23 protein-coding genes and 1 pseudogene are annotated in these 24,811 nt (G+C 48.5%); 21 read left to right on the top strand and 3 right to left on the bottom strand.

Going from position 1 to position 24,811, the window contains the following annotated elements; genetic code table 11:
- Positions 1-287: 287 nt before the first annotated feature.
- Positions 288-905, bottom strand: coding sequence for a calcium-binding protein (locus tag AC3CIC_RS14580; protein WP_488514946.1), 618 nt, complete (start codon positions 903-905; stop codon positions 288-290).
- A gap of 247 nt (positions 906-1,152) precedes the next feature.
- The gene (locus AC3CIC_RS14575; RefSeq protein WP_016960824.1) at positions 1,153-1,830 is read right to left on the bottom strand and encodes a LuxR C-terminal-related transcriptional regulator; all 678 of its coding nucleotides are present in this window, start codon (positions 1,828-1,830) and stop codon (positions 1,153-1,155) included.
- 398 nt (positions 1,831-2,228) lie between these two features.
- Here AC3CIC_RS14575 and AC3CIC_RS14570 point away from each other — a divergent pair.
- Both AC3CIC_RS14570 and AC3CIC_RS14565 read left to right on the top strand, forming a co-directional pair.
- A pseudogene (locus tag AC3CIC_RS14570) lies at positions 2,229-2,764 on the top strand (single-stranded DNA-binding protein).
- A 172-nt stretch (positions 2,765-2,936) separates the two neighbouring features.
- On the top strand, positions 2,937-3,500 hold the full coding sequence (locus AC3CIC_RS14565) for a YbhB/YbcL family Raf kinase inhibitor-like protein (protein ID WP_488514945.1): 564 nt from the start codon (positions 2,937-2,939) through the stop codon (positions 3,498-3,500).
- A 91-nt stretch (positions 3,501-3,591) separates the two neighbouring features.
- Here the strand turns inward: AC3CIC_RS14565 and AC3CIC_RS14560 are convergent, their stop codons facing one another.
- A complete protein-coding gene (locus tag AC3CIC_RS14560) occupies positions 3,592-4,470 on the bottom strand; it encodes a LysR family transcriptional regulator (RefSeq protein ID WP_394211719.1) in 879 nt (292 codons plus the stop codon).
- A 219-nt stretch (positions 4,471-4,689) separates the two neighbouring features.
- Here AC3CIC_RS14560 and csrD point away from each other — a divergent pair, with 219 nt between their 5' ends.
- The 19 genes from csrD (at position 4,690) to mreD (ending at position 24,802) form a co-directional block, all read left to right on the top strand.
- Complete coding sequence (gene csrD / locus AC3CIC_RS14555) at positions 4,690-6,642, top strand: RNase E specificity factor CsrD (RefSeq protein ID WP_488514944.1); 1,953 nt, start codon at positions 4,690-4,692, stop codon at positions 6,640-6,642.
- Positions 6,643-6,797: 155 nt separating this feature from the next.
- Positions 6,798-8,246 (top strand): type IV pilus biogenesis protein PilM, encoded by a 1,449-nt coding sequence (locus tag AC3CIC_RS14550; RefSeq protein WP_488514943.1) that lies wholly within the window; start codon positions 6,798-6,800, stop codon positions 8,244-8,246.
- Positions 8,246-8,902 carry an MSHA biogenesis protein MshJ gene (locus tag AC3CIC_RS14545; protein ID WP_488514942.1) on the top strand — a complete coding sequence of 219 codons (657 nt, stop codon included), beginning with the start codon at positions 8,246-8,248 and terminating at the stop codon, positions 8,900-8,902. Before AC3CIC_RS14550 ends, AC3CIC_RS14545 begins: the two co-directional genes overlap by 1 nt.
- Positions 8,886-9,212 (top strand): MSHA biogenesis protein MshK, encoded by a 327-nt coding sequence (locus AC3CIC_RS14540; protein ID WP_488514941.1) that lies wholly within the window; start codon positions 8,886-8,888, stop codon positions 9,210-9,212. The genes AC3CIC_RS14545 and AC3CIC_RS14540 overlap by 17 nt, the downstream gene beginning before the upstream one ends.
- Positions 9,213-9,217: 5 nt before the next feature.
- The gene (gene mshL / locus AC3CIC_RS14535) at positions 9,218-10,828 is read left to right on the top strand and encodes a pilus (MSHA type) biogenesis protein MshL (protein WP_488515920.1); all 1,611 of its coding nucleotides are present in this window, start codon (positions 9,218-9,220) and stop codon (positions 10,826-10,828) included.
- 16 nt (positions 10,829-10,844) lie between these two features.
- Complete coding sequence (locus tag AC3CIC_RS14530; protein WP_488514940.1) at positions 10,845-11,678, top strand: ExeA family protein; 834 nt, start codon at positions 10,845-10,847, stop codon at positions 11,676-11,678.
- Between the two features lie 7 nt (positions 11,679-11,685).
- The gene (locus AC3CIC_RS14525) at positions 11,686-12,861 is read left to right on the top strand and encodes a tetratricopeptide repeat protein (protein ID WP_488514939.1); all 1,176 of its coding nucleotides are present in this window, start codon (positions 11,686-11,688) and stop codon (positions 12,859-12,861) included.
- Positions 12,851-14,566, top strand: a complete 1,716-nt coding sequence (locus tag AC3CIC_RS14520; protein ID WP_488514938.1) for a GspE/PulE family protein — start codon at positions 12,851-12,853, stop codon at positions 14,564-14,566. Before AC3CIC_RS14525 ends, AC3CIC_RS14520 begins: the two co-directional genes overlap by 11 nt.
- Complete coding sequence (locus AC3CIC_RS14515; RefSeq protein WP_488514937.1) at positions 14,566-15,783, top strand: type II secretion system F family protein; 1,218 nt, start codon at positions 14,566-14,568, stop codon at positions 15,781-15,783. Before AC3CIC_RS14520 ends, AC3CIC_RS14515 begins: the two co-directional genes overlap by 1 nt.
- A complete protein-coding gene (locus AC3CIC_RS14510; RefSeq protein WP_488514936.1) occupies positions 15,784-16,380 on the top strand; it encodes a hypothetical protein in 597 nt (198 codons plus the stop codon). It abuts the gene before it with no gap.
- 1 nt (position 16,381) lies between these two features.
- Positions 16,382-16,843, top strand: a complete 462-nt coding sequence (locus AC3CIC_RS14505) for a prepilin-type N-terminal cleavage/methylation domain-containing protein (RefSeq protein ID WP_488514935.1) — start codon at positions 16,382-16,384, stop codon at positions 16,841-16,843.
- 7 nt (positions 16,844-16,850) lie between these two features.
- A complete protein-coding gene (locus AC3CIC_RS14500) occupies positions 16,851-17,315 on the top strand; it encodes a type II secretion system protein (RefSeq protein ID WP_488514934.1) in 465 nt (154 codons plus the stop codon).
- The gene (locus tag AC3CIC_RS14495) at positions 17,302-17,919 is read left to right on the top strand and encodes a type IV pilus modification PilV family protein (protein WP_488514933.1); all 618 of its coding nucleotides are present in this window, start codon (positions 17,302-17,304) and stop codon (positions 17,917-17,919) included. The genes AC3CIC_RS14500 and AC3CIC_RS14495 overlap by 14 nt, the downstream gene beginning before the upstream one ends.
- The gene (locus AC3CIC_RS14490) at positions 17,919-18,701 is read left to right on the top strand and encodes a PilW family protein (protein WP_488514932.1); all 783 of its coding nucleotides are present in this window, start codon (positions 17,919-17,921) and stop codon (positions 18,699-18,701) included. Before AC3CIC_RS14495 ends, AC3CIC_RS14490 begins: the two co-directional genes overlap by 1 nt.
- Complete coding sequence (locus AC3CIC_RS14485; protein ID WP_488514931.1) at positions 18,691-19,131, top strand: MSHA biogenesis protein MshP; 441 nt, start codon at positions 18,691-18,693, stop codon at positions 19,129-19,131. Before AC3CIC_RS14490 ends, AC3CIC_RS14485 begins: the two co-directional genes overlap by 11 nt.
- Complete coding sequence (locus AC3CIC_RS14480) at positions 19,128-22,139, top strand: DUF6701 domain-containing protein (protein ID WP_488514930.1); 3,012 nt, start codon at positions 19,128-19,130, stop codon at positions 22,137-22,139. The genes AC3CIC_RS14485 and AC3CIC_RS14480 overlap by 4 nt, the downstream gene beginning before the upstream one ends.
- 116 nt (positions 22,140-22,255) lie before the next feature.
- The gene (locus tag AC3CIC_RS14475; RefSeq protein ID WP_016960804.1) at positions 22,256-23,299 is read left to right on the top strand and encodes a rod shape-determining protein; all 1,044 of its coding nucleotides are present in this window, start codon (positions 22,256-22,258) and stop codon (positions 23,297-23,299) included.
- Between the two features lie 41 nt (positions 23,300-23,340).
- Positions 23,341-24,321 (top strand): rod shape-determining protein MreC, encoded by a 981-nt coding sequence (gene mreC, locus AC3CIC_RS14470; protein ID WP_026024087.1) that lies wholly within the window; start codon positions 23,341-23,343, stop codon positions 24,319-24,321.
- On the top strand, positions 24,314-24,802 hold the full coding sequence (gene mreD, locus AC3CIC_RS14465; protein ID WP_016960802.1) for a rod shape-determining protein MreD: 489 nt from the start codon (positions 24,314-24,316) through the stop codon (positions 24,800-24,802). Before mreC ends, mreD begins: the two co-directional genes overlap by 8 nt.
- Positions 24,803-24,811: the final 9 nt, after the last annotated feature.

Below are 24,811 nucleotides of genomic sequence, written 5' to 3'. Positions count from 1 at the left end.
TGTTGCCAATATGATGTGAATTGGTGAAAATTGGTATGCGATGTATTTTATATGTGATCTGTTGCATTTTGGGTTGCTGTTTTTTTGTAATGGATGGTGTTTTTAATTTAAGTCCATCGCAAATAAGTATTTTTTCGCGTCAATTTATTGGCGATGTGGGTTTGAAGGAAAAATGTGGGTTGGGGGAAGTTGGGGGCAATAAGACGGGAAGGCACAGGAAGAATAAAAGGGCAATTAACACAAGGTGCTAAATTGCCCATTGGATATATAAATCTTATTTCATAATGTTAAACGATATGGAAATCACTGGCCGAGAGATCGGTGGCAGTAATGCCATTCATAATGAAGCTTGAACCATCAGCCAGATCAACGAGCGTGTTACTGCCCACCTGAGTCATGGAAAGAGAAGCGAAATCAGTATCTCCCGTTGCTCTGATAAAGAGCAGATCGACCCCGATTTCAAAATCAACCACACGATCGTTCCCAGTGTGAAAACCAAGAATGTTATCGAACAGGAAGGTATCAGCCCCCGCGCCACCGACGAGGAAATCATTATCTATGCCACTGACTAGCCAGTCGTCACCATCGCCGCCATAAAGCACGTCATTGCCTGATACTGCGAACAGTAGATCGTTACCGACGCCACCCAATACAATGTCATGGCCTTCACCGCCAAACAGAATGTCGTCACCGCTACCACCGCCAACGATATCGTTACCAATACCACCGCTGACGAAATCGTTACCTGCACCACCTGTCATGGTGTCATGGCCTCGACCACCGAAGACAAAATCGTCTCCACCGTAGCCGACTTTTACATCATCTCCACCGAAGCTAAAAATATTGTCACTTTCACTGGTGCCTAATAGTGTCTCCGCGTAAGCGGTACCGTTTATATTAGCCATAATGCTAACCCTCTATTTTTGAATATACCTAAGTCACAAAACGAATAGATGGGATGCGTACGTCGACATTGAGGAGCAGTCCTCGCATCAGTGCAAACATCAACGAGGCAAGCGAATTATGGGGAATTATTAGATATTGCTTACCTACGCTTTGCAATTCTAACTATGGCGCAAAAGCGCTTAGGTAAGTGTCTCACTCATGAAGATATATGAGCGTTTACTTATAAAGAGGAAAGGCCTCAGTGGGTTAGCCTTGGTAGTCTAATCCGATCACAGACAAATTGTTTTTTGCCCAAAACACAGCTTGGACGCGGTTTTTAACGTTTATCTTTTTGAAGATATTATACAAATGCGATTTCACCGTGTGTTCTGATACAAAAAGGCCATCAGCAATTTCGCTGTTGGATGCGCCGGTGACGAGCTTGCGCAGAATTTGCTGCTCACGGTTGGTCAGGCAGATTTCTGAGTAGTCGATGGCGTTGTTATTGTTCTGTTGGTAGTAATGAATGAGCTCAGCCAGTTTTTGCCTTGGCAACCAATATTCCCCTGACAACATTTTTTCAATGCCGTGGCAAAGGTGTTCGAGATCATCCTCTTTCTTAAAAACGCCTTTAATGAACGGCCAACTGGCGAGTTCTTTGGCAGATAAATCATGAGCATTAAACAGTGCAAAAACATGCTGCTCACTAAAAGGAGACAGGCTCTGTTTGACAAAATTTACCGTATCGCCTTCGAAAGCGCTTAAATCGATCAAGACCAGACCTGAAGAGGTAGCGAGCTTTTCGCTGATGGTCTGCTTCTCTACCAGAGATACACTACTCTTAATTTCTTTTTCGAGGCATGAAATTAGCGCAGTGATCGTCATGCTTGGCTCGGAAACAAGGAGAATCGTGTATTTGTCAGAGGTGGTCTCAATGTTCTGCATGTGTATCCCTAATGCTTTTGATGATGACTTCGCGTTTTTCCTCGCTATCTCACGGTAACAGATTAAAAAACGCATTTCGCAGCATTCTAAAGCGCAATCGGAAAGCCTTTCGTATCATTTTTAGAACTCTCAGACTGAGCTTTGCTCGCAGCAACTATCTCAAACTCTTTGTTAGTCTAATACAAATTCGTTCTTATCGCTGATTTCTGCCTTCTACTTTTCATCTTTAAAGTGAGGTTTTCATCATGTTGCGCTGGGACTGAGCGGTCTTCGAAGTTTCAATTGAAAGCCTGTGATCAATGTTCTGGCTTCTGTTATCATCGCCGTTGAATTGTCATCCGCGCACTCAGTGGTGCAATGTACCTGATGACGCAATGAAGAAGGTTTGGGAGCAAAATATGGCCAGCCGTGGTGTAAACAAAGTAATTTTGATTGGCAACTTGGGTAACGATCCTGAAGTTCGCTATCTGCCAAATGGCGGTGCGGTTGCCAATCTGACTGTTGCGACCTCAGAAACGTGGCGTGACAAGAGCACTGGTGAAAACAAAGAAATGACGGAATGGCACCGTGTGGTGATGTATCGTCGTTTAGCTGAAATTGCCGGTGAGTACCTGAAAAAAGGGTCAAAAGTGTATTTGGAAGGCCGTCTGCAAACACGCAAATGGCAAGACGCCAAGACGGTCAAGACCGTTACACAACTGAAATTGTTGCGAATGAAATGCAGATGCTAGATAGCCGTGCCGGTGGTGGCATGGGTCAAGGTCAGCCTGCGCAGCAAAATCCGCAACAAGGTAATTGGGGCCAGCCGCAACAGCCGCAACAGCCGGCTTACCAGCAGCAACCTGCGCAACAAAAAGCCCCTCAGCAGGCTCCGCAACAGGCGCCTCAGCAATACAACGAAATGCCTGATTTTGATGACGATATTCCTTTTTAGGAATAAATTAGTTAGCTAAAGACATTCAAAAGCCCCGTATCTACGGGGCTTTTTTGTTTCTATGGTATGACGAATTAAGTGCAGCAAGTATTAGCTATGAGCCGTTTGCCCATCAGCATCACGACGATACTTCGATCGCCCTAACGTGCATTAATCAATCGGAGTGAATACGATGAATAAAGCGAGACGAAATGGATTGGGCATCGCCCTGTCAATGGTGTTGGTGTCGATGGGAACGTCAGCGCTAACCTTGACTAGCCCGCAGGTTGTTGAAGGTGAAACGTTAAAAACACAGCAGATATTCAATCAATGGGGTTGTGAAGGTGATAACAAATCCCCCGAACTTAGGTGGACAGATATTCCTGAAGGAACAAAAAGTTTCGCGGTCACCATGTATGATCCAGATGCACCGACAGGCAGTGGTTGGTGGCATTGGTCGATGATCAATATTCCAGCCGATGTCCATCATTTGCAGCTTAATGCCGGTGATGAAGGTGGCAAATTGATGCCAGCGGGTGCGCAAATGCAGCGCAATGACTTCGGCTTTCACGGTTTTGGTGGTGCATGTCCACCGCCCAAAGCATCACCTCATAATTATCAGATCACGGTTTATGCGCTTGATGTTGAAAAACTGGGGGTTCCCGTCAATGGTTCTCCAGCACTCGCGGGCTACTATATTCTCCAACACCGAGTGGGTGAGGCGCAGTTAATCGCGCCAACCAAGGCGCGGAAGTAAGCCAATGTGCTTTCCATCAGTCAATTTTCCGCGGTGGTAGTCATATTGTTAGTTAAATGAAAAGCGTCAGCGTGATACGTTGACGCTTGCATTAACGCACCACTTTTTGCTTGAGGAAATCGATAAACAATCGTGTTTTGGTGTGGTTGTATTCCAGTTTGGGATAATACGCGTAGGCTGGGCTTTTGGGTTGACGTACATCGGACAAAACGGGAACGAGCAATCCTTGGTCGAGCTCTTTTCGGATGGTGACATCGCCCACCAAAATAATGCCAAGTCCTGCTACGGCAGCATTGACGAGCGCTTCTGGATTTGGCGAGACAAAGTTTCCGCTTAAACGCAGTCGGCGACCATGTTCAAATTCATGCTCTTGTGGGTGGCTTGTTGAACCGTACAGCAAGCAATTATGGTGGAGCAGTTGCTCGGGCTCAATGATCGGTGGATGTTGAGCGAGATAGGTTGGGGATGCAAAAAAACGCGGCTGGAAATCAAACAGCTTGGTGGCAATAAAACTGGATGAATTAAAGTCTGCTAACTCGCGAGTGATCACTATGTCTAAATTCGGGTCAGGTAACTGACCGGGCGCTAGTGTGTGTAGCTCAACTTGAATATTGGGGTAAGTGGCAAGAAACTCCCCGATGTTGTTTACCAGCAATCGACTGCCCGTCGCCAGTGGAGCACCAATACGCAACACCCCACTGACTTCACCATAGGTTGAGGTGGTTTCTGATACTAACTGTGTCCAATCATCGAGTAACAGCTTTCCTCGCTGGTAAAACAAACGTCCCGCATCCGTCATGGTGAGGTTACGGGTGGTGCGTTTTAGTAGCTGTACACCAAGTTGGTTTTCTAGCCATGCTAGGCGCTTTGATAACGCAGAGCTGGACGTGTTGAGCTTGGTTGCGGCTTGCGCCAACGAACCCATCTCAACAACGGTGATATAGCTTTTGGCGCAGGTAATCCAATCCATCTACTGATTCTTTCCATTGTGTATCGAGTTTGCGTTCACTTTCGCTACGTGAAAAACGATAGGTATACCCAAGCAACCTCAAATTGAACGTGATGAATGATTCTGAATCCAGCATCTTGAGGTTGTTTGGGTATAATAGCCAATTGGGCGGCGTAAAAAAGCGTTAAGCCGTTAAAATTGCTGAACAGTAAGCCGTACATTCCTTTAGTTGGATATCGAATGCGAAAAGTTGCAGGGATGAAGCTGACCAACCGTTTGGTCGCTTTCGTTACGTTAATCGTTGTCTGTGCCATGTTTGTTTTATTTATTGGCGGTGCAGTGAGTTTTCGTAAATTAGGCACGGATTTTCTTTCTCATTATCTCGGGAAAGTGGTGGTCGAAATTGACCAAGCCATTGCCGATCCTAACACCAATGAAAATATCGGCCTTTGGCTGCCCCAGCTGTTAAAAGCGAGTGACGTCGTTGAACTGGAAATCAGCAGTAAAACAGGGATGCTCTATCGTTATGAGCAGATCCAAACGGCAGTCAAGCCGCTTGAATTGATTGAAAATCGCTATGACTTACCGAGTAACCCTGGCTTTTTCATTACGATAAAATCCGTCCCGCCCTATGCCGATTTTGCCTACTCCATCGGTGCAATGTCCTCGCTAACTCTTGCCGTACTCGTCATTGTGCTCGCGCTGACGTGGGGGATTAAATGGTTGCGTACGCAGTTACTTGGTGCTGAATTGCTTGAACATCGTGGGCGACTCATTTTGGCTGGGCGAGCCGAAGATGTGCAAACAGGCGATGACAGAGAGTGGTCGTCGACGGCAAGTATCGCGTTGGATCAGATGATTGTTGAATTGCGTGATGCTCGGCAAGAGCGAAGCCGTTTTGACATCTTTATTCGAAGTAATACCTTTTTGGATAAACTCACAGGCGCGGCAAACCGCGTGATGTTTGATAACCGTCTGCAAACGCTATTGCAAGACAAAGGCGCGCAAGGCGCAGTATTGATGCTTCGAATTGGCGATTGGGAAACGCTTACTCAGAATAGCGGGAAATCGGGTGCCGATGAATGGGTGAAGGAGGTGGGTAACGTCTTATCTAACGCCATTCAACGTTTCCCCGATGCAATACTGGCACGTTATTACGACACGGAATTTGCCATTTTGCTGACTCATCAATCTGCGAAAGATGCGCGTCTTTTTGCCAATCAACTGATGAAAGCGTTAGCACGATTATCACCGCCAGATCCCTTGGAAGAGGAAAATTGGGCGCACATGGGCATGACCTTTTTCAGCACCGGTGAGCGTCGCGGGCGGTTAATGGAAGAGGCGGATATGGCCAAGCGCAGTGCGGTGCTGCAACGCAGTAACGGCTGGCATGCCTTCAAAAAAGATGTGGTCGCTGACGAGGCACGCGGCAGTGTTCGCTGGAGAACACTGTTTGGCCGAGTGTTTGAGAACGGTGGCCCTGAGCTTTATCGACAAGTGGTGCAAAACACGCAGGGAGAATTACTTCACACCGAATTGCTTGCTCGTATCAAAGACGAAAATGGTTTGGTGATTAAAGCGTCCCGTTTTTTAAATGGCATTGAACTGGTCGGTATGAACACAGTCCTTGATCGTAGTGTGGTGAGTAAGACGCTGCATCAACTGCGCAACGGCGATGGTCGCGAAGTCTTGTCATTGAATATCTGCGCCGATTCGTTGCGACAGCGTACCTTCCAAATATGGTTACGAGATATCTTATTGCAAACGCCTCGAAGCGTACTGAACCGTATGCAATTTGAAGTGTCAGAAGGGCCATTGGTGAAGCATTTTGACGCTGCTCGTCCCGCATTACGCATGGTTCGTGCGCTAGGGTGTCCACTGGTTGTCGATCAAGCCGGACGTTCAGTGGTAAGTACCCACTACGTCAAAGATATTCAACCCAAATACATCAAGCTTCATCGAAGCCTGATCCGAGACATTCATCAACGCCCAGAAAATCAGCTTTACGTTCGCAGTATGCTGGGTGCCTGTGAGCCAACACCGACCGAAGTTCTGGCCGTTGGTGTGGAGTCTGAGCAGGAGTGGAATACGCTGCTACAACTGGGCGTTCAAGGTGGGCAAGGTCGCTTCTTTGGCGCTGAACTGTCTGCAAATCCGGTAACCTTGAAACGCCAACGCTGGCGTAAAAAATGACCTAACTCGAAGATTGTTTACAAAGCACTCAGTTGTGTCATAAAACTGTCGGCCACAGACTTATTTTTTGGCGGGAATTTTGATAGAATATGCTGTACGCCAAAAAATGATTTACAACCATCCTTTTAACAGCTTCGAGTAATTATTAGTCGTAAATGGCCGTTCCCACTCTTCTTGCGCGTTTTTCTTCATCAAGGCAGCGAAATGTTGTTAGCCTTGTTGTATCTGCCAGTCAGGTTGTTATTGGCTTTCGTGTTGATGGGAGTGCGCAAGTTGATTGCCAGCCCATCACGCAATCTGATCCTTGGACGGCTGCATTACAGCTGCTGAAGCGGCATGAGATCACCAAGTCAGACATCCATTTGGTATTAGGGCATGGGCTCTATCAAACCTTGCTGATTGATGACCCACAATTGTCCGATGAAGACAAACGTGCAGCGTTGCCGTTTAAGCTCAAAGATTTCATTTCTGATTCTCCGTCCGATATTGTCGCTGATGGCTTTTCTTCCCCTATCGCTAACCGTTACCAAGCGTTTGTTTGCCATAAGTTACCCTTAATTCAGCTCAGTCACGCACTTGAAAAGCGTCAATGCCAATTAGCCAATGTTTCGTTGGAGGATGTGGTGTTGCGCCAGTGGACGCAACTGGATAAAACCGAAATGGTGCTGACCCGTGATGGTCAGGGCATGCTCCAGATCGCCGTGTTTGACCAGGGTAAGTTGTGCTTTCAGCGCCAAGTTCGTGGCGTGATATTTGAAGGTCAGCAGCTACCACCATTGGTGGTTGACGATCTGGCTTTGGAAATTCAGCGATCGCTCGATTATTTACGCTCACAGCTTAAAAATGCGCAAGTCAGTGGCTTGGTCGTGGGCGTACAGAACATCGATGATACCGAGCTGGCATTCCAGCTTTCTTCAAGGCTTACCGTCGCCGTTCGTCCACAAACCCTGTTTGATTCTGGCGAGCATCACCAGCACATTGCATTGGCCGCGCTGAATCGAGAATGCTCGCCTGATATTAACCTGTTCAGCGATGATCTTACGCCTCGCGGAGCTTTGCTGACGTTCGAGAAAATGGTGGTGATGTGGGGGCTGACAGGGCTTATCATCGTGTTAGTGGCCGCTTACCAACAGTGGCAATTGGCGCAGTCTGACAAGATGTTGAGTATTGCGACACAGGAGCAAAGCACGGCAGAGTCGCTATCCAATCAGTTGAATGAGCAACTCAAACTTCATGTTCCTTCTTTGAATTTGGTCAATGACGTCAATCGCACTGAAGAAGCGATTGCGGCGAAACGCAAGGCACTTGAAGCTGTTCGCCAACACGACATTGCTTTGCAGCAAGGTTATGCGTCGGTATTTCGTGCGCTGTCCGATGTGTCGCGCCGAGATATCTCAGTGTCAGACATTGCGATCAGCCAAGATGCATTGGATGTGAAAGGGCTAGCTTCAACCCCTTCGTCTGTACCTGCGTGGTTGCAAAGTTTTCAAACCCAGCCGCCACTTGCGGGGCGTGTGTTTGAGCAAATGGCATTGACCCGCGATGAAAGTCATCGCCTGTCGTTTAGCTTGACCTCTAAGCGCGAGAAGGGGGAAGTGTTGTGATGAATCCATTGATTGAACGCATGAAGCAGGGCTTTGATGGTCTCTCTGGCCGTGAACAATGGTTGATTGCGCTGGCGGGTTGGGGCGCAATTATCGCCATGGGTGCACTGTTATTTCTTGAACCCATGACCAAGACGCTGACTCAGATCAGCAATCAAATCACGCAGCAGCAACAAAGCACTCAAGATTTACTGACGCTGAATCAGCTTAAACAAGAAAAACTGAGCGTTTCACCAAGCGTCGAGCTTGAACAAAAGCTTGCTCAATTGTCACAACAGCTTGTTGATTTAGACCAGCGCATGGCTGACAAAGTGGAAGGCTTAGTCAATGCCGATCAAATGGCGTCCTTGATGGAAAGTGTGCTCAATCAGTCTGATCGTCTTACGCTCCTTTCGATGGCATCACTGCCCCCCGAGCAACTGACACACACCGAAGATGCGGGCTACTTTATTCATCCTATCGAAATGACGCTTAAAGGGCGCTATTTCGACATTGTGGAATACCTGACAGCGCTCGAAAACCTTCCGGTGAAATACTACTGGAAGGGGTTGGATTATCGCGTCACTGATTACCCTTGGGCTGAAGTGACTGTGCAGGTTTATACCTTGGGCGAAAGCGCCGTGTTTATTGGAGGTGCGAGTGAAAGTGCTGAATAAACTGGCCGTGCTATTTGCCATGAGTGTGATGTCATTTTTGGTGTTTGCGGATAACGATCCGACCGCGCCATTGGGCTATCAAGCGCCGAGTCAGGCGAAGAAAGTCACGACGCAACGTTTACCGAACTTAAACGCCATTTTGTGCAGCAGTGACAACCGCTGTTCGGCGGTGATGAATGGTCGCAGCCTAACCGCAGGGCAATCCATTAGTGGGTATGTTATTAGCGCGATCAATGACAGCAGTGTGACGTTGAAACGTGGCGAGCGTCGCTGGTCACTGACAGTATTTAACGAGCAGGTAGTACAGTGAGCAAAATGAATCTATTGAGCAAGCGATTGATAATCTGTTTCGCAGGCTTGCTGTTATCAGCGTGTCAAAGTGTCGGCCACCAGAAACCCACGGAAGTGCAAGAAGCGCTAAACCAAGCGTATGCGCAAAACAGTGGTCAGCCGCTGAATGATTTACCCGATGCGGTTTCTCAAGATCTCATGGGCGATTTTTCAGATCGTTCCGGCAGCGGTGAATTGTCGGAAAACCGTCTGCGTATTAATGCCAATCATGTTGATGCAAAAGCTTTTTTTGGCAGCTTAGTACAGGGCACGGATTACAACTTAGTGATACATCCGGATGTGAGCGGGAAAGTCACCGTATCGCTTAAAGACGTGACGGTTCCAGAGGCGCTGGAAGTGGTGTCTGATATCTATGGCTACAACGTCGAGATGCAAGGGCGCCTGATCCAAATTTTCCCCGCCATTTTGCGTACTGAAACTTTTCCGGTTGATTACCTGCAACTGCAACGCTCAGGCGTTTCGCTGACATCGATTAGCACAGGGGCTATTTCTACCGATTCAACGTCAAGTAGTGGCGACAGCGAAAGCACGGAACGTTCATCGGTATCAACCGGTGGCACCGTGATTGAAACGCGTGCAGAAAGTAATTTCTGGGGGCAACTTGAACGCGCAGTCAGTGCCATGATTGGCCCTGGCGAAGGACGAAGCATTGTGGTGTCACCGCAGGCGAGTCTTATCACGGTCAAAGCGTTTCCGAGTGAACTGCGTGAAGTGAAGCGTTTCCTTGAAGTGTCACAAAAACGCTTAAAGCGCCAGGTGATCCTCGAAGCTAAAATCCTCGAAGTGACCCTCAGTGACGGTTATCAGCAAGGTGTTAGTTGGAACAATATTGGCAAGGCCATTGGAAATGGCGGGGTGAATATCAGTCGACCAGTAACAGATCTCGCTGGCGATTTGATTTCCAATGCCATTGGCGGGCAGACCAATGTCACCATCACCGATGGGCATTTTGATGCGGTACTGAGCTTTCTTGATACGCAGGGCGACGTGAACGTGCTGTCTAGCCCTCGTGTTACCGCGGCAAACAACCAAAAAGCCGTGATCAAAGTCGGTGGCGATGAATACTTCGTGACGGATATTTCCTCTAGCGATTCTTCTGGTGACAATTCAGACTCTGGGCCCAATATCGAACTCACGCCGTTCTTCTCGGGTATTTCGCTCGATGTGACGCCGCAAATTGATGACGATAACGGTGTCTTGCTGCATGTCCATCCTGCCGTGATTGATGTGATCACCGAAGAAAAAACGATTCAGCTAGGTAACTCCTCTGTGCCTTATGTATTGCCATTGGCGAAAACCTCGATCCGTGAATCAGATTCTATTATTCATGCCCGCTCGGGTGATGTCGTGGTGATCGGTGGCTTGATGAAATCGAGCTACGAAGAGGCGGTCTCGAAGGTACCTTTGTTGGGCGATATTCCCGGTCTTGGTCACTTATTCCGTAACGTGAATCGCATGAAGCAAAAAACCGAATTGGTGATTTTGCTGCAGCCGTCGGTGGTGGGCGATCAGACATGGCAAGAAGAAATTCAGCGTTCACGCGATCTGCTGAACGACTGGTTTCCTGAAAACTAATCGTCACTGAACGCAGATGTATTTAGCGCACTTTGGCCTCAATGCCGCTCCTTTTAGCCTGACCCCAGATACTCGGTGCTTTTTTGGTGTCCGCTCACATGTGGATGCCATCAATACCTGTATGTCTGCAATGGAAATGGGCGAAGGACTGGTGAAAATCACTGGAGAGGTTGGCACGGGAAAAACCATGGTGTGCCGTCTGCTGGTTAAAGCTTTGACCGATGCATTCACTCTGGTTTTTTTGCCCAATCCCGCCAACACGGTGGCAAGCTTACATCGCATGATCGCCGATGAACTTGGCGTTGATGGGGCATTGTCACACGACAAATTACTGGGCGCTATTCAGCGCGCTGCTATTGAATCCGCGCGCCAAGAAAAACCCGTCGTGATCTTGTGCGATGAAGCGCAGACCTTGCCCGATGACGTACTAGAAGCCATTAGGTTGCTGGGTAACCTAGAAACCGAGCAACAAAAACTCATTCAACTGATCATGCTGGGCCAGCCCGAGCTTGATGAGAGATTGTCTCAGCACAACATGCGCCAACTGTTGCAACGCATTAGCTTCAGTGCCCGTTTAGCGCCGCTGACGTTTGCCGAAGCTTCGGCGTATATCGATCACCGCATTCGCGAGCAAGGCGCTTCAACGCGTTTGTTCAGTGTGTGGGCCAAACGACGCATTTGGGTTGCCAGTCATGGCATTCCCCGTTTAATGCACCAGCTTTGCCATAAAGCGCTGTTGCTGAGTTTCGGTAAAGGACAGAAAAAGGTATCAAGCCGCGCTGTCCGATTAGCCATTAAAGATACGCCACTTGCCAAGCAGCACACCATGCTGCAAGCGATGTGGGGGTAGGAATCACATGAGTGAATTGAACCGCATGCTGAGCGATCTGACATCGCCAGATAACAACGCTAATCGTGTCGCCGCGGCAACCATTCCTTCTACGTGGGGATTTCGTTTCGCTCGTGTTGTGCTGGCGCTAGTGGCCACCTTGGTGTGCGCGACGGGTATTGCGTGGGCGGTATCTAGTGGTGACCATCATGCTGTCGCTTCTACTGAAGTATCAGTGCCATCTCAAGTTCTGGCGCTAGCACCTCAAGAAACAGAAACGCCTGCGATTGCCGCTCCGTCACCGACGCAAAAAGTGTCGACACGTGATAGAAACTTTGTGCATGTCAATGCGGTGGAAGAGCGCGTTCGCGTCACGCCAACATCGACAGCGACAGCGACAGCGACACCGACACCAACCCCCGTTGCTGATGTGCCTGAGCCAGTCTTGGTCGCGCAAGTCCAGTCGCCGAAAGCTGATGCTTTGCCAATCAAAGCGACACCTGCAAAGGCTGCGGTAATCCCCGAATTGGTTACTGAGCCAATGGTGGAAGAGGTTGCACCTGAATCCTCCTTGTCGGTAGAAACCATCGCATTGAGCGGCGAGCAATTGGCGGATATCGCCTACGACAAAGCGCAAAAACGCGCACAAGTGGGTGATACCCAAAAAGCCATTGCCTACTTGCGCGATGCCGTGAAATACGATGCGAATCATATCGCTGCGACCAATCAATTAGCGGGTTTGCTTTATGGTCGTAATAAGCTGCGTGATGCGGAATCGGTATTGCGAAAAGGCATCAGCGCGAACCCATCGTCGGCGTCACTGAAACTCACACTGGCGCGTATGTATCAACAAAGTCAGCGTGAAGAATCTGCGCTGAATGTGCTGATGGCACCTGAGCATGGACTCGATGGCGAACATGTTCGCTATGTGTCTTTGCGCGCGGCATTGGCACAGAAACTAGCGAAATATGACATCGCCAAACAAAGCTATCAATGGTTGGCTGAGCGCGAGCCTGCCGATGGTCGCTGGTGGTTGGGTTTAGCCATTTCAGCCGAGCGTGAAAAAGACTATGACGCTGCGAAGCGCGGTTACGCGAAAGCGATAACGGCAGGTGACCTCAGCAATGAGTCGGTGCAATTTGCTCGTCAGCGCTTGGCTTATATCAATAGTCAGCCCGCAAAAGGAGCAGAAAATGGCCGTTAAACTGCGAAAGCGTCTCGGTGATTTGCTGGTTGAAGAGCACATCATTACTGATGAGAATCTGAACGCTGCGCTGAAGCGTCAATCTCAAACTGGCAACAAGCTTGGTGATACCTTGATTGAGATGGGTATCTTGTCAGAAAGCCAGATGCTGGACTTTTTGGCGCGTCAGTTAGGCGTTCCGCTGATCGATCTCAGCCTGACGCAGGTTGATCCAAGTGCGGTGACCTTAATACCTGAAGTGCATGCTCGCCGTTTGCGAGCATTGGTGATTGGTCGTATTGGAAACACAGTGCGCGTGGTGATGTCTGATCCTGCCGATCTCGCGTCACAGGAAAGCGTACTTAACCTGCTCAATCAATACCAAGTAGAGCTATTGATCGCAGCCGAACAATCATTGATCGACGCGTTCGACCGCTACTATCGCCGCACCAGCGATATCGCCTCATTTGCTGAACGTTTACAAGCCGAACACGGCGTGAAGCTTGAGCAAAACTTTGGCGCTGAAGACGATCAGTCTGAAGAAGTCACCGTTGTTAAGCTGGTTAATTCTTTGTTTGAAGACGCTGTTCAGGTCAACGCCTCAGATATTCATATCGAACCTGATGCCGACATGCTGCGTATTCGCCAGCGTATCGACGGCGTGCTGCATGAAACCTTATTGAAAGAGCGCGCCATTGCCTCTGCGTTGGTGCTGCGCCTCAAACTCATGAGCGGCATGGATATTTCGGAAAAGCGTTTGCCGCAAGATGGGCGCTTTAACCTCACCGTGCGTGGTAATGCCATTGACGTGCGTGTGTCGACGCTACCCGTGCAATACGGTGAGTCGGTGGTGATGCGTTTGCTGAATCAATCCGCAGGCATATTGCAACTGGAAGACGTCGGTATGGACGCACACATGCTGCAACGTTTTCGCAATCAATTGCGTCGTCCACACGGCATGATCTTGGTCACGGGGCCAACAGGTTCCGGTAAAACCACCACGCTGTATGGCGCATTGAATGAACTCAACGTGCCGGGCAAGAAAATACTGACCGCTGAAGATCCGGTGGAATACCGTCTGCCGCGTATCAACCAAGTTCAGATCGCGAACAAAATTGGCCTGACATTTTCGTCAGCGCTGCGCACCTTCTTGCGCCAAGATCCCGATATCATTTTGGTCGGTGAAATGCGCGATCTCGAAACCGTCGAAATCGGCCTTCGCGCCGCTCTGACAGGACACTTGGTCTTGTCGACGTTGCACACCAACAATGCCATCGACAGTGCGTTGCGTCTTTTGGATATGGAAGCGCCGGGTTATCTGGTGGCGAGTGCAGTACGTACCGTATTGGCGCAGCGTTTGATCCGCCGTATCTGCCCCGATTGCAAAGTTCCCCATGCGACAGAAGACATGGAGAAGATGTGGCTGAGCGTGACCCAACTCGACATGGTCAATCTGGGGTTTTATAAAGGCCGCGGCTGCCAAAGCTGTAACTTCACGGGCTACAAAGGCCGAATCGGTGTGTTTGAGCTGCTGGAAATTACGCCTGATTTGATGGACGCATTACGCGCCAATGATACTCAAACCTTTGCCATGCTCGCTGAGCAGCAGCCGGGTTACAAGCCGCTGGTGCACTGCGCGCTAGAGTTCGCTAAGCAAGGACAAACCTCGCTGGAAGAAGCCATGAAGCTTTCTGAAGCAGCGACCTTGTCGATGGCGAGTGCGTAATGGCGCGTTTTCGCTACACGGCACGTAACGCCAAAGGCAAGCGCATCACTGCGGTTGTTGATGCGGCGAGCGAGCGAGAAGCGATCGCATCAGTAGGCGATTTAGGCATGGTATTGCTCTCGCTCGAGCCGACGAAAGCGAGTGTGAAAAAAGCCTCGACGCCGCTGTTTCAGCGCAGAGTGAAACTCGAATCACTGGTGGTGTTTTGCCGCCAGATGTACAGCCTGACCAAAGCAGGCGTGCCTTTGCTCCGTGCTATTAAAGGCTTGTCGCAAAGCACTACGGATAAGTCGCTAAAAGAGGCGTTAGATAGCGTCGGCAGCGAGCTTTCCAATGGTCGCCCTATGTCATCGGCAATGCGCGATCACAGCAACGTGTTCAGCGATCTGTTCGTGTCTTTGATCCAAGTGGGTGAGAACACGGGCCGCCTTGATGATGCCATGTTGCAGTTGGCGGAATATTACGAGCAAGAAATGGAAACCCGTCGCCGCATTAAATCGGCGCTGCGTTATCCCACCTTTGTATTGATCGTGATCGTCGCGGCGATGGCGTTTTTGAATGTGAAAGTCGTGCCGCAGTTTGCGGGTATGTTTGCCAAGTTTGGTTCGGATTTGCCACTGCCGACCAAGATATTGATGGCCACCTCGAGCTTCTTTGTCGATTTCTGGTGGTTGATTGTGTTCTCCACCGTTTGTCTGACCATGGGGTGGCACGTCTGGAAACAAACCGACAAGGGTCGGGTGCAATGGGACCAATTTAAACTTCGTATTCCCTTGGTTGGCCCCTTGGTGAACCGTGCCTTGATGTCGCGTTTCTCCCGTACTTTTGCCTTGATGCTACGCGCCGGTGTGCCACTTAACACGGCATTGCAGATGTCAGGTGAAGCGCTGGATAACCATTTCCTTGCGGGGGAAGTGGACAAAATGAAAGCGGCGATTGAATCCGGTATTAACCTCAGTTCGGTCACCGCAGACAGCAAACTGTTTACGCCGTTAGTGCACCAGATGATCCAAGTCGGCGAAGAGACGGGACAGATAGATAATTTGCTGTTGGAAGCGAGCGATTTTTACGACCGCGAAGTGGATTACGATCTGAAAACACTGTCAGCGCGCATGGAGCCTATTTTGCTGATGATCGTGGCGGGCATGGTGTTGATCCTCGCATTGGGTATTTTCTTGCCGATGTGGAACATGCTTGATCTGATCCGCGGCGGATAAATGCGATTTCTTAGCTGGGATCGCACCCCGGCAGAGTGGGGGATTGTCACTCTGATTGTGGGCGTTTTGGCATTGGCAGTGCTCCCTGTACTCGATCGGGTGATGCAGTTTGCCGATGACGTGGAATTTCGTTATCTCGCGAATGCGTTTGAAGGTTCAGCCCAAAACATACAAATGCGATCAGCATTAAAAAAAGAGAATAAACAAAGCGATATCGTTACTGTCGATAATGTCAGTTTCAGAATGACACACAGTGACAACGCACTCAGTGGTTTTCCGTTTGCACTGGAAAACGGCGCAAAACAACTCAGTAACCTTACCGCGCAAGATTGCGGAGCGTTACTGAATCATTTTACTGATCAGTCTTACTGGTTAGAGACAGATATACGGCCGGGGGCACTAAAACGCCCTCAGCCAAATGTTCGCGCAGTAGTGATGCAGGATAGCGATAACTTGCAGCCCTATTGTCGATTTGAAAGACCGGTTCGCACCGGGTTTTGGAGTGATGGTGAGCCCGACTTTTTGGATCACCATGTTTTTACTTACTACCCGGTGACTGGCCGCGTAGAGGTTTTGAGAGAAAATCAGGAGCAATAAAATGAAACGTCAAGGTGGTTTTACACTGATCGAAATGATCGTGGTGATTGTAATTTTGGGTATTTTGGCGGTAACGGCTGCGCCTAAGTTTTTGAACTTCCAAGATGATGCGCGTGATGCTGCGCTTGAGGGGCTTCGAGGAGCAATTAATAGTGCGAGCAGCATGGTTCAGGGCAAATATTTAATCAATGGTAAGGAGAGTGACGGGACTGTTGATGATGTTTTGGTCGCAACTAATGGCTACCCTGTAGCATCAGATGCTGGTATTTCATTAGCCATTGTTGGTGTGGCGGAGGATGCAAGTGACACCACCAGTGATTGGAAAGAACATAAGGTTGTCGGCACCGCGATTGAATACACCTTCAACAATTCGCAAGGTGGAAAACGTTGTGTTGTTTATTCAAATGCATCAGCGAATACGACCGATATTCCTTCAACTGAAGTAAAAAACTGTACACCGTAATATTTACATGACAAAAGGATTCACCCTAATCGAGCTGGTCACTGTCTTGGTGATCCTCGGTGTTATTAGTGTGTTTGCCGTACCGCGCTTGTCGGGATCTGAAGCTTTTTCAGTGAACGGGGCGCGGGATGCTGGCTTGTCTGTCGCTAGGCAAGTTCAGCTTAGGGCAATGCAGCAGGAAGACCCTTCTGCTGACTGCCATGCCCTGAACGTGACTGCCTCCCGCATGGGGGGCAGTGCTGCTTCTGGCTGTGGTTTCAAAACCGATCGCAGTGATGTGGTGGATTTATCGGATTCTTCTGTTCGCATCGCACCACAACAAACGATTCGTTTTGATTTGTTGGGGCGACCTGTAGCCGCCAATAACAATCGAATTTGCATCGCGTCTGAATGCAAGATCACCTTCTCGCAAGGTTCAAGCTCTGCGAGTATTTGTTTAAACAGCGAAGGTTACTTCTATGCCTGCAGCTGAAAAAAAAACACAAGCTTCAAACCCAATTTCTCGCCATCAGCGTGGTTATACGCTGGTGGAATTAGTTATCGGCATTGTCGTATTCGGCGTTGCCTTGGTGCTGATCAGCACCACGTTATTCCCCATGTTTGCCAAATCCGCCAACCCGCACTTTGAAGCCCGTGCCGCTGCGCTTGGGCAAGCGGTGATGAACCAAGTATTAGCGCGACAATTTGATCGCAATTCCGATCCCAATGGTAGCCGTTGGCGCTGTGATGAAGACGCCGATGCGCTATTGGCGCAAGGCATTATTTCCCCTAACCCCGTACCTACATGCACACCGACGCTCTCAGCGAACGAAGGGTTTATTGCCACAGAAGATTACATTGGCTGTTGGGGAGACCTCGGTTCCTGTCCACGAACACATCGCGGCGCGCTAGATACATTGATTGGCGGCACAGCGGATGATTACCGTGGTTTCACGGTAGATATTAACGTGGTGTATGACAACAGCACGTTTGATGATTCGACAGGTAACAGCAAGCTTTATAAGCGAATTGATTTGTATGTGGATACCGGTCAATTTGGCCGTTTTGATTTCACGGCGTATCGGAGTAATTTCTGATGTCGGGCCTGCGATTTCCACGACAACGCGCACCATCAAGGCGTGTAAACCAAGGTTTCACACTGGTTGAACTGATCGTTACGCTGACGATTTTGGCGATTGTGTCTGTGGGAATCTTTGGCTTTATTGAATCCAGCGCCACGGGTTACGTAGAATCCCGTGACCGTGAAGCGCTGCAATCCCAAGCGCGTTTTGCTGTTGAACGCCTGGGGCGAGAACTTCGCCATGCAGTGCCAAACAGCATGACGGTGTGGGATGGCGGTTCGTGTTTAACCTATACCCCAATTCGTTATTCTGGTGTGTATAACCAGTTAGAAGAAAATACGAAGACAATGGATGTCGCGCTTTCTACAGAGCAAACCAATTGGCAAGACGCAGTCAAAGGCGGTGATCATCGCTTGGTATTTTTGCCTATGACACCATCCGATCTTGTCGGTGGAGCGGCGAACAGTTTTGCGATTACTGATGCGTCGGGGAGCACTCTGACGCTTGATAAACTTCCCGCTGCTGAATGGCCTGCAGTGTCACCGTCTCAGCGTGTTTACCTTTACAGCCATTCAGTGACGTTGTGTTTTGATAATGGCGAGCTTCGTCGACGCGTGAACGATGGCGCGACGCCAAAAAACGTCACGCTGGCACAAAATATCGCGACCGGTAGTCGTTTCAATCTGTCTGGTGAATCACTCTCAAGCGGTAACCTGATCAACATTTACTATCGCTTCAATCAATCCGGTGAAACCTCTATCTATAACCAACAAGTGCAGGTTCTCAATGCGCCTTAGTTCTTCGTCTTCTTTACAACGCCAACAGGGCAGTATGTTGATTGTTGCGGTGTTTGCGATTACTGCATTGGCTGCGCTTGGTGCGGCCTTAATGCAAATCACTTGGTCACAAAGCGACACCACGACCCGAGAAGTGCTGGGTACGCGCGCATGGCTTGCTGCAAATAGCGGAACTGAAATGGCGATGGCGAGGCTGTTTCCGTTGGCGACCGATAAAAATAATCTGCCAACGGCAAGTTGCAGCGCTTCAGCAATAACAACGAATTTTAATTCCGCTGGCCTGACGGGTTGCTCTGTCTCTGTCACCTGTAACACTGTTGGTGTCGCGCCGTTGGCGCAGTATCGTATTGAGAGCAAAGGTGAGTGCGGAAGCGGGCATTTGAAAGTCGTGCGCGTGCAAGAGAGCTGGGCTAAGGAGTTAACGCCATGAGTCTTCGTTTACCTTTTGTCTTTATCATTGCGTTTTTAAACGCTCATGCTTTTGCCTCCGATGCGCGGTACTTTCCGGGGCCTGCGCAATCGCCTTCGAATACCGACTCATTAATTGAGCTGGCAGGTACATCGAAGATTGTTTCAATTGGTTCGAAGAAAATTGAATTGGGATTTAGTCGATTTAACATTGGGCAACAAGCCTCACATTGCTCTGATGGCTTTGATGCTTTTCCATGCATACCTAATCCCAGCCTCCGTGGGGATAATAGGTATTTAGAACCATTAGTAATTGGAAGTGGACCACAAGATTTGTCCAAAGAGGCTTTGCCGATTCCAGGTGTTAATGTTGATTACAACCTCACTCCAAATGACCCTAATTACAATGAAGTCATGATCGGTCAATATAAAACACTAAATCTGGCTAGTGGCGTTTACTATTTCGGAGATTTGACACTGAATGATTCCGCGAAGCTCAATGTTAATGGACGAGTAGAGATTCACCTTAACTCACTCAAAACGTCCAGTAATTCAACGGTGAATATCGATGGTGACCCAGATGATTTGGCTATTTGGGTTCATGGCCAGAAAGCTAGCTCTTCGGAGTATGATGCGCTTCTCGGGTACCGAAGTGAAACTCACGCATATATATACGCTCAAGGCAGTGTAAAACTTGCGGGTAGCAGCGAATTGAGGGGAGCAGTGACTGCTGGACGCTTTTTAATGAATGACTCAGCATCAGTGACTTATGAAGAAAATAAGCATGACTTCAAGTTAGTGATTTCTCCGAAGTCATCAGTCGTTAGCTCATGCACTAGAGTGCCAGTCTCTTTTTCTGTCGAAGATACATCTGGAAATTTGCAGCAGCAATTGACGAGCACATTAACAGCCTCTATCACGCGCTCTAAAGAACTATCTTGTTGGGCTAAATCCCAAGATGCACCTTGTGAGCCTGGAAATACAACCTCGATTACTCTCGAAGGAGGGCGCGGACTGCTATGGCTGCAAAGTGATTCGAATAACCGAGTTTCAATCTTTGGCGAGACCAAAGGCCCAGACGGCAACGCAATCAATCAAATTGGTGGGCCCTATAGATTTACTCCAGTTGGTTTTCGCATAGCACCAAATCCATCAAAAATGGTTGCAGGGAAAAGCGAAAACTTAAGTCTCGAGGCTGTTGCTTCCAGTGGTGGGAACTGTGAGGTTGTCGGAGACTATAAAGGCTTTAAAATGCTTCATGTTGGTACCACTGATTATTTAGAACCCCTATATCTGAATGAGAATGTAGCACCTCATAAAATAGTCATTTCAGGCTTAAATAAAGATAGAACAAAAATTGTAGAATTTGTCGCTGGACGCGCAGAAAGTGCATTTATTGTTCGATACGAAGATGCTGGCAGAATTGCATTTGATGTTACAGATCTAGATTGGAAGTATCGCGATGACGATGACGATGACGATAGAGAGCTGGGAGCCAGTGAACGCGACGCTCCCAAAGATAACATCGTTAAAGGGACGGCAAATTTAGATGTTCGCCCCTACACCCTAGCAGTTTGTGATATTGACGCTTCTGATAAGGGACACTCTACAGCATCAGATGCTTTTACTTATGCGGGAGCGCCATTTAGTGTGAATCTAAAACCCGTCATTTGGCTTGATGGCGACAAAGACGACGAGTCTAAAATAAATTTATGGTCGGAGGATTATTGCTCACGCCCTTCAACGCCTAGTTTTTGGCATGTAAATGCACCCGAAGCGACAGTAACTATTCGAAATAAAGCAAAAATTGCTTTTCCTGTTCTTGGTTCAAGTACGAATGTAGAAGGTGCTGTTGCTCAATCAAATATCGATGCTGTTAATGGTGTTTATGCATTCCCTTCGTTGAAGGTTAACGATGTTGGCATATTTAATCTCCGATCTAAAGTTAATGGAAAATATTTGGATATGAAGGTTAACCGAGGTGATATGCACATCGGACGGTTCTATCCATCACATTTCTCTCTCGCATCTACATCTAAAATTTCACCGGGCGTAGAAAAAGCATACGACGAAAAGGCTAACGGTTTTACGTATCTCGGTCAGCCATTTGAAGGAATGTTTACCGTTTACGCGATGACAGCACAAAATAAGCCAGTGAAAAACTATCATCGTTACTTAGATGCTGGGGATAAGGCATCTTTTACTGATTGGGTAATACATTCCAATTCACGCTATCCATATGCTGGGAAAGATTTGTCTTCTCGTTGGAGTCATAATGAACTGCCTAACGTTCAGTGGAAGTCTGGTCTAGGGGAGTATAGTGAAGTTACTATCGGTGGACTGATGGATATTCAAAGAGCTTCTTCTCCCGATGGGCCTTTTGAGCCTCTTCATTTTGCTGTTGGTGTAGCTCAGTCAGATCGCGATGACACTGACTTCGACTATTGTCACTCACCAAATGGGACAAACTGCGTCAATAAAGTACAAAACCCTAAATCGAATAGATTTGGTGCTGAGTTCGGCAAAGGCGACTTCTTCTTTGGCCGTATGCGCATTGAAGGTTTCACTGAAACTCAAGATTTAACGAATGAACAAACCCTGCCTGTTGCAGTCGAAGTCTTTAACGGCACGCACTTTGTTACCAATACACGAGACAACGCGACAATTGTTTCGACAGACATTGGTAAGAAAGACGTGTTGTTCAGTGATAACTCCGCTTTACAGGCTAAGATAGAGCTGCGTGACGATGCAAAAAACGTCGTGGCTACAAAAAACGTTAAAGAGGGCCGTGCCGATTTTCACGTGATCGCACCCGACCAAAGTTCAGGATTAAACCGCGAGCAGTTCCGTTACTGGCAGCAACTGGATAAAGCTGTCAGTGGTGTGGTGCCGCAAACTTGGTTACAGCATAATTGGCAAGGAACCCAATTTGATGATGATCCTTCTGCAATAGGAACATTCGGTTTTTATCGAGGAAGTGATCGGGTTATCTATAAAGGTGAAAAAAACATCACTTTGACAGGGGAATGAAAAAAAAGACTGATCTCATTCAGGTTTGTAGATCATCACCTTGCCGCGCCCCGTCTGCGTTGGTACATTTAGCGCAATTTGAAGAATTTTAACGCTTGCAGGATTAACCGAAGACTATGTTTAAGAAACTTCGTGGTATGTTCTCCAACGATCTGTCTATCGATCTGGGAACCGCTAACACCCTTATCTATGTTAAAGGACAAGGAATTGTTCTTGATGAACCTTCCGTTGTTGCTATCCGTCAAGATCGTGCAGGCTCACCAAAAAGCGTTGCGGCAGTCGGTCATGAAGCAAAACAAATGCTGGGCCGTACGCCAGGAAACATTGCAGCCATTCGTCCAATGAAAGACGGCGTTATCGCTGATTTCTACGTGACTGAGAAAATGCTGCAGCACTTCATCAAAACCGTGCATGACAACAGCTTCATGCGCCCAAGCCCTCGCGTGCTGGTTGCAGTTCCTTGTGGTTCTACACAAGTTGAGCGTCGTGCGATTCGTGAATCGGCACTGGGTGCTGGTGCACGTGAAGTGTATTTGATTGATGAGCCAATGGCCGCGGCGATTGGTGCTGGCTTACCTGTATCAGAAGCAACCGGTTCTATGGTTGTCGATATAGGTGGCGGTACGACAGAAGTGGCCGTTATCTCACTGAACGGTGTGGTTTACTCTTCGTCTGTTCGTATTGGTGGTGACCGTTTTGATGAGTCTGTGATCAACTATGTGCGCCGTAACTACGGCAGCTTGATTGGTGAAGCAACTGCTGAACGCATCAAACACGAAATCGGCTCTGCTTACCCTGGTGATGAAGTGCTTGAAATTGAAGTGCGTGGTCGTAACCTTGCTGAAGGTGTGCCGCGTAGCTTTACGTTGAACTCAAATGAAATTTTGGAAGCGCTGCAAGAGCCGCTATCCGGTATCGTTTCTGCTGTGATGGTTGCCCTTGAGCAGTGTCCACCAGAGCTAGCGTCAGATATTTCTGAGCGCGGAATGGTGTTGACGGGCGGTGGTGCATTACTGCGCGACCTAGATCGCTTGCTGACAGAAGAAACCGGTATTCCTGTTGTTGTGGCTGAAGACCCCCTCACTTGTGTTGCTCGTGGTGGTGGTAAGGCACTGGAAATGATCGACATGCATGGTGGCGATCTATTCAGCGAAGATTAAACCTCTTCGATCAACTAATCGGTTTAACAGGTTGTAACTGAATGAAACCAATGTTTGGCCGTGGGCCATCTTTACAATTACGCCTGTTGTTTGCTCTTTTGATATCAGCCAGCCTTATGCTGGCTGATAGTCGTCTTGGTGCCTTCACTAATTTTCGCTATCTGCTTAATTCAGTGGTCGCTCCGCTGCAATACGCGTCGAATATGCCGCGAGACCTCCTTGATAACCTGTTCCGTCAATTTTCGTCTCATCAACAACTTTTGATTGATAACACCCAGTTGAAAGAAGAAGTCTTGATGCTTCGCAGCAGCCAATTGCTGTTTGATCAGATGGAGCAGGAGAATCAACGATTGCGCGAACTTCTTGGTTCTCCGTTTGTGCGTGATGAACGCAAAATGGTGGCAGAGGTGATGGCAGTCGATTCTGACCCTTACAAGCATCAGGTCATGATCGATAAAGGGCGAACAAACGGCGTATACGAAGGACAACCCGTGATTAATGAACGCGGGATTGTTGGGCAAATTTCTTACGTTGGTGCTCACAATAGCCGAGTGCTATTGATCACTGACCCTACCCACGCTATTCCTGTTCAAGTCGTGCGTAACGACGTACGTGTTATCGCAGCAGGTCGTGGGCAAACTGACAATATTCAGCTTGAGAACATTCCAAGCAGTGCGGATATTGAACCAGGCGATATGTTAGTGACGTCTGGCTTGGGTGGCGTGTTTCCTGAAGGCTACCCAGTGGCGAAAGTGACGTCGTTTTCTTTTGACAATCGTCGTCCGTTTGCACAGGTAGATTCTAAGCCTGAAGTGCAGTTTGATCGTCTGCGTTATCTGTTGTTGGTATGGCCAAGCAATGTTGAAAAAGGTCATGCTCCGGCAGCCGAAGCGAATATGTCGCTTAACGCCGAAGGCGATTTAGCGCCAGAGACCGATAAGAAAATGCCTGAAGGCCAAAGGCCAGAAGCCGAACAACAAGCACCTGCAGCAGATGCACAAAAAGAGATAACCAATGGCTAATTCTACGTTTCGCGGTCATGTGTTCATCTGGCTCTCGTTTGTTGTTGCTTTGATTTTGCAAGCGGCTCCTTGGCCTGGAGAGCTCGCGCCTTTTCGTCCTTCTTGGGTGCTATTGGTGGCTTTCTACTGGGTACTCGCCTTGCCACATCGTGTGAATGTGGGTACAGCTCTTGTGGTTGGCTTACTGTGGGACCTCATGCTCGGTTCAACACTGGGCGTGCGCGGTTTGATGATGTCTGTTCTCGTCTACATTGTCGCGCTGAACTTCCAGATGCTACGTAACATGTCTTTGTGGCAACAAGCCGCCATTTTGGCCTTGCTGACTTTAGCCGGGAAGGTGTTAGAGTTTTGGGCAGAATACTTGGTGTCCAACGTGCAGTTTGATCCAACACAGCTTTGGGCGGGTGTGCTTAACTTCTTATTGTGGCCTTGGCTATTTTTATTGCTGCGACGGGTTCGCCGTCAGTTTTCTATCCGATAATCTGGAGAA

The organism is Enterovibrio sp. QJM3NY_24, assembly GCF_057786035.1.
The sequence above is the reverse complement of the archived record's forward strand: the minus strand, read 5'-3'. Positions and strand labels throughout refer to the sequence as shown.

Excerpts from the sequence above, each read along its gene's own strand:
- AC3CIC_RS14580 (WP_488514946.1), bottom strand. The coding sequence starts at position 905 with ATGGCTAATATAAACGGTACCGCTTACGCGGAGACACTATTAGGCACC.
- AC3CIC_RS14575 (WP_016960824.1), bottom strand. The coding sequence starts at position 1,830 with ATGCAGAACATTGAGACCACCTCTGACAAATACACGATTCTCCTTGTT.
- AC3CIC_RS14565 (WP_488514945.1), top strand. The coding sequence starts at position 2,937 with ATGAATAAAGCGAGACGAAATGGATTGGGCATCGCCCTGTCAATGGTG.
- AC3CIC_RS14560 (WP_394211719.1), bottom strand. The coding sequence starts at position 4,470 with ATGGATTGGATTACCTGCGCCAAAAGCTATATCACCGTTGTTGAGATG.
- csrD (WP_488514944.1), top strand. The coding sequence starts at position 4,690 with ATGCGAAAAGTTGCAGGGATGAAGCTGACCAACCGTTTGGTCGCTTTC.
- AC3CIC_RS14550 (WP_488514943.1), top strand. The coding sequence starts at position 6,798 with ATGGCCGTTCCCACTCTTCTTGCGCGTTTTTCTTCATCAAGGCAGCGA.
- AC3CIC_RS14545 (WP_488514942.1), top strand. The coding sequence starts at position 8,246 with ATGAATCCATTGATTGAACGCATGAAGCAGGGCTTTGATGGTCTCTCT.
- mshL (WP_488515920.1), top strand. The coding sequence starts at position 9,218 with ATGAATCTATTGAGCAAGCGATTGATAATCTGTTTCGCAGGCTTGCTG.
- AC3CIC_RS14530 (WP_488514940.1), top strand. The coding sequence starts at position 10,845 with ATGTATTTAGCGCACTTTGGCCTCAATGCCGCTCCTTTTAGCCTGACC.
- AC3CIC_RS14525 (WP_488514939.1), top strand. The coding sequence starts at position 11,686 with ATGAGTGAATTGAACCGCATGCTGAGCGATCTGACATCGCCAGATAAC.
- AC3CIC_RS14520 (WP_488514938.1), top strand. The coding sequence starts at position 12,851 with ATGGCCGTTAAACTGCGAAAGCGTCTCGGTGATTTGCTGGTTGAAGAG.
- AC3CIC_RS14515 (WP_488514937.1), top strand. The coding sequence starts at position 14,566 with ATGGCGCGTTTTCGCTACACGGCACGTAACGCCAAAGGCAAGCGCATC.
- AC3CIC_RS14510 (WP_488514936.1), top strand. The coding sequence starts at position 15,784 with ATGCGATTTCTTAGCTGGGATCGCACCCCGGCAGAGTGGGGGATTGTC.
- AC3CIC_RS14505 (WP_488514935.1), top strand. The coding sequence starts at position 16,382 with ATGAAACGTCAAGGTGGTTTTACACTGATCGAAATGATCGTGGTGATT.
- AC3CIC_RS14500 (WP_488514934.1), top strand. The coding sequence starts at position 16,851 with ATGACAAAAGGATTCACCCTAATCGAGCTGGTCACTGTCTTGGTGATC.
- AC3CIC_RS14495 (WP_488514933.1), top strand. The coding sequence starts at position 17,302 with ATGCCTGCAGCTGAAAAAAAAACACAAGCTTCAAACCCAATTTCTCGC.
- AC3CIC_RS14490 (WP_488514932.1), top strand. The coding sequence starts at position 17,919 with ATGTCGGGCCTGCGATTTCCACGACAACGCGCACCATCAAGGCGTGTA.
- AC3CIC_RS14485 (WP_488514931.1), top strand. The coding sequence starts at position 18,691 with ATGCGCCTTAGTTCTTCGTCTTCTTTACAACGCCAACAGGGCAGTATG.
- AC3CIC_RS14480 (WP_488514930.1), top strand. The coding sequence starts at position 19,128 with ATGAGTCTTCGTTTACCTTTTGTCTTTATCATTGCGTTTTTAAACGCT.
- AC3CIC_RS14475 (WP_016960804.1), top strand. The coding sequence starts at position 22,256 with ATGTTTAAGAAACTTCGTGGTATGTTCTCCAACGATCTGTCTATCGAT.
- mreC (WP_026024087.1), top strand. The coding sequence starts at position 23,341 with ATGAAACCAATGTTTGGCCGTGGGCCATCTTTACAATTACGCCTGTTG.
- mreD (WP_016960802.1), top strand. The coding sequence starts at position 24,314 with ATGGCTAATTCTACGTTTCGCGGTCATGTGTTCATCTGGCTCTCGTTT.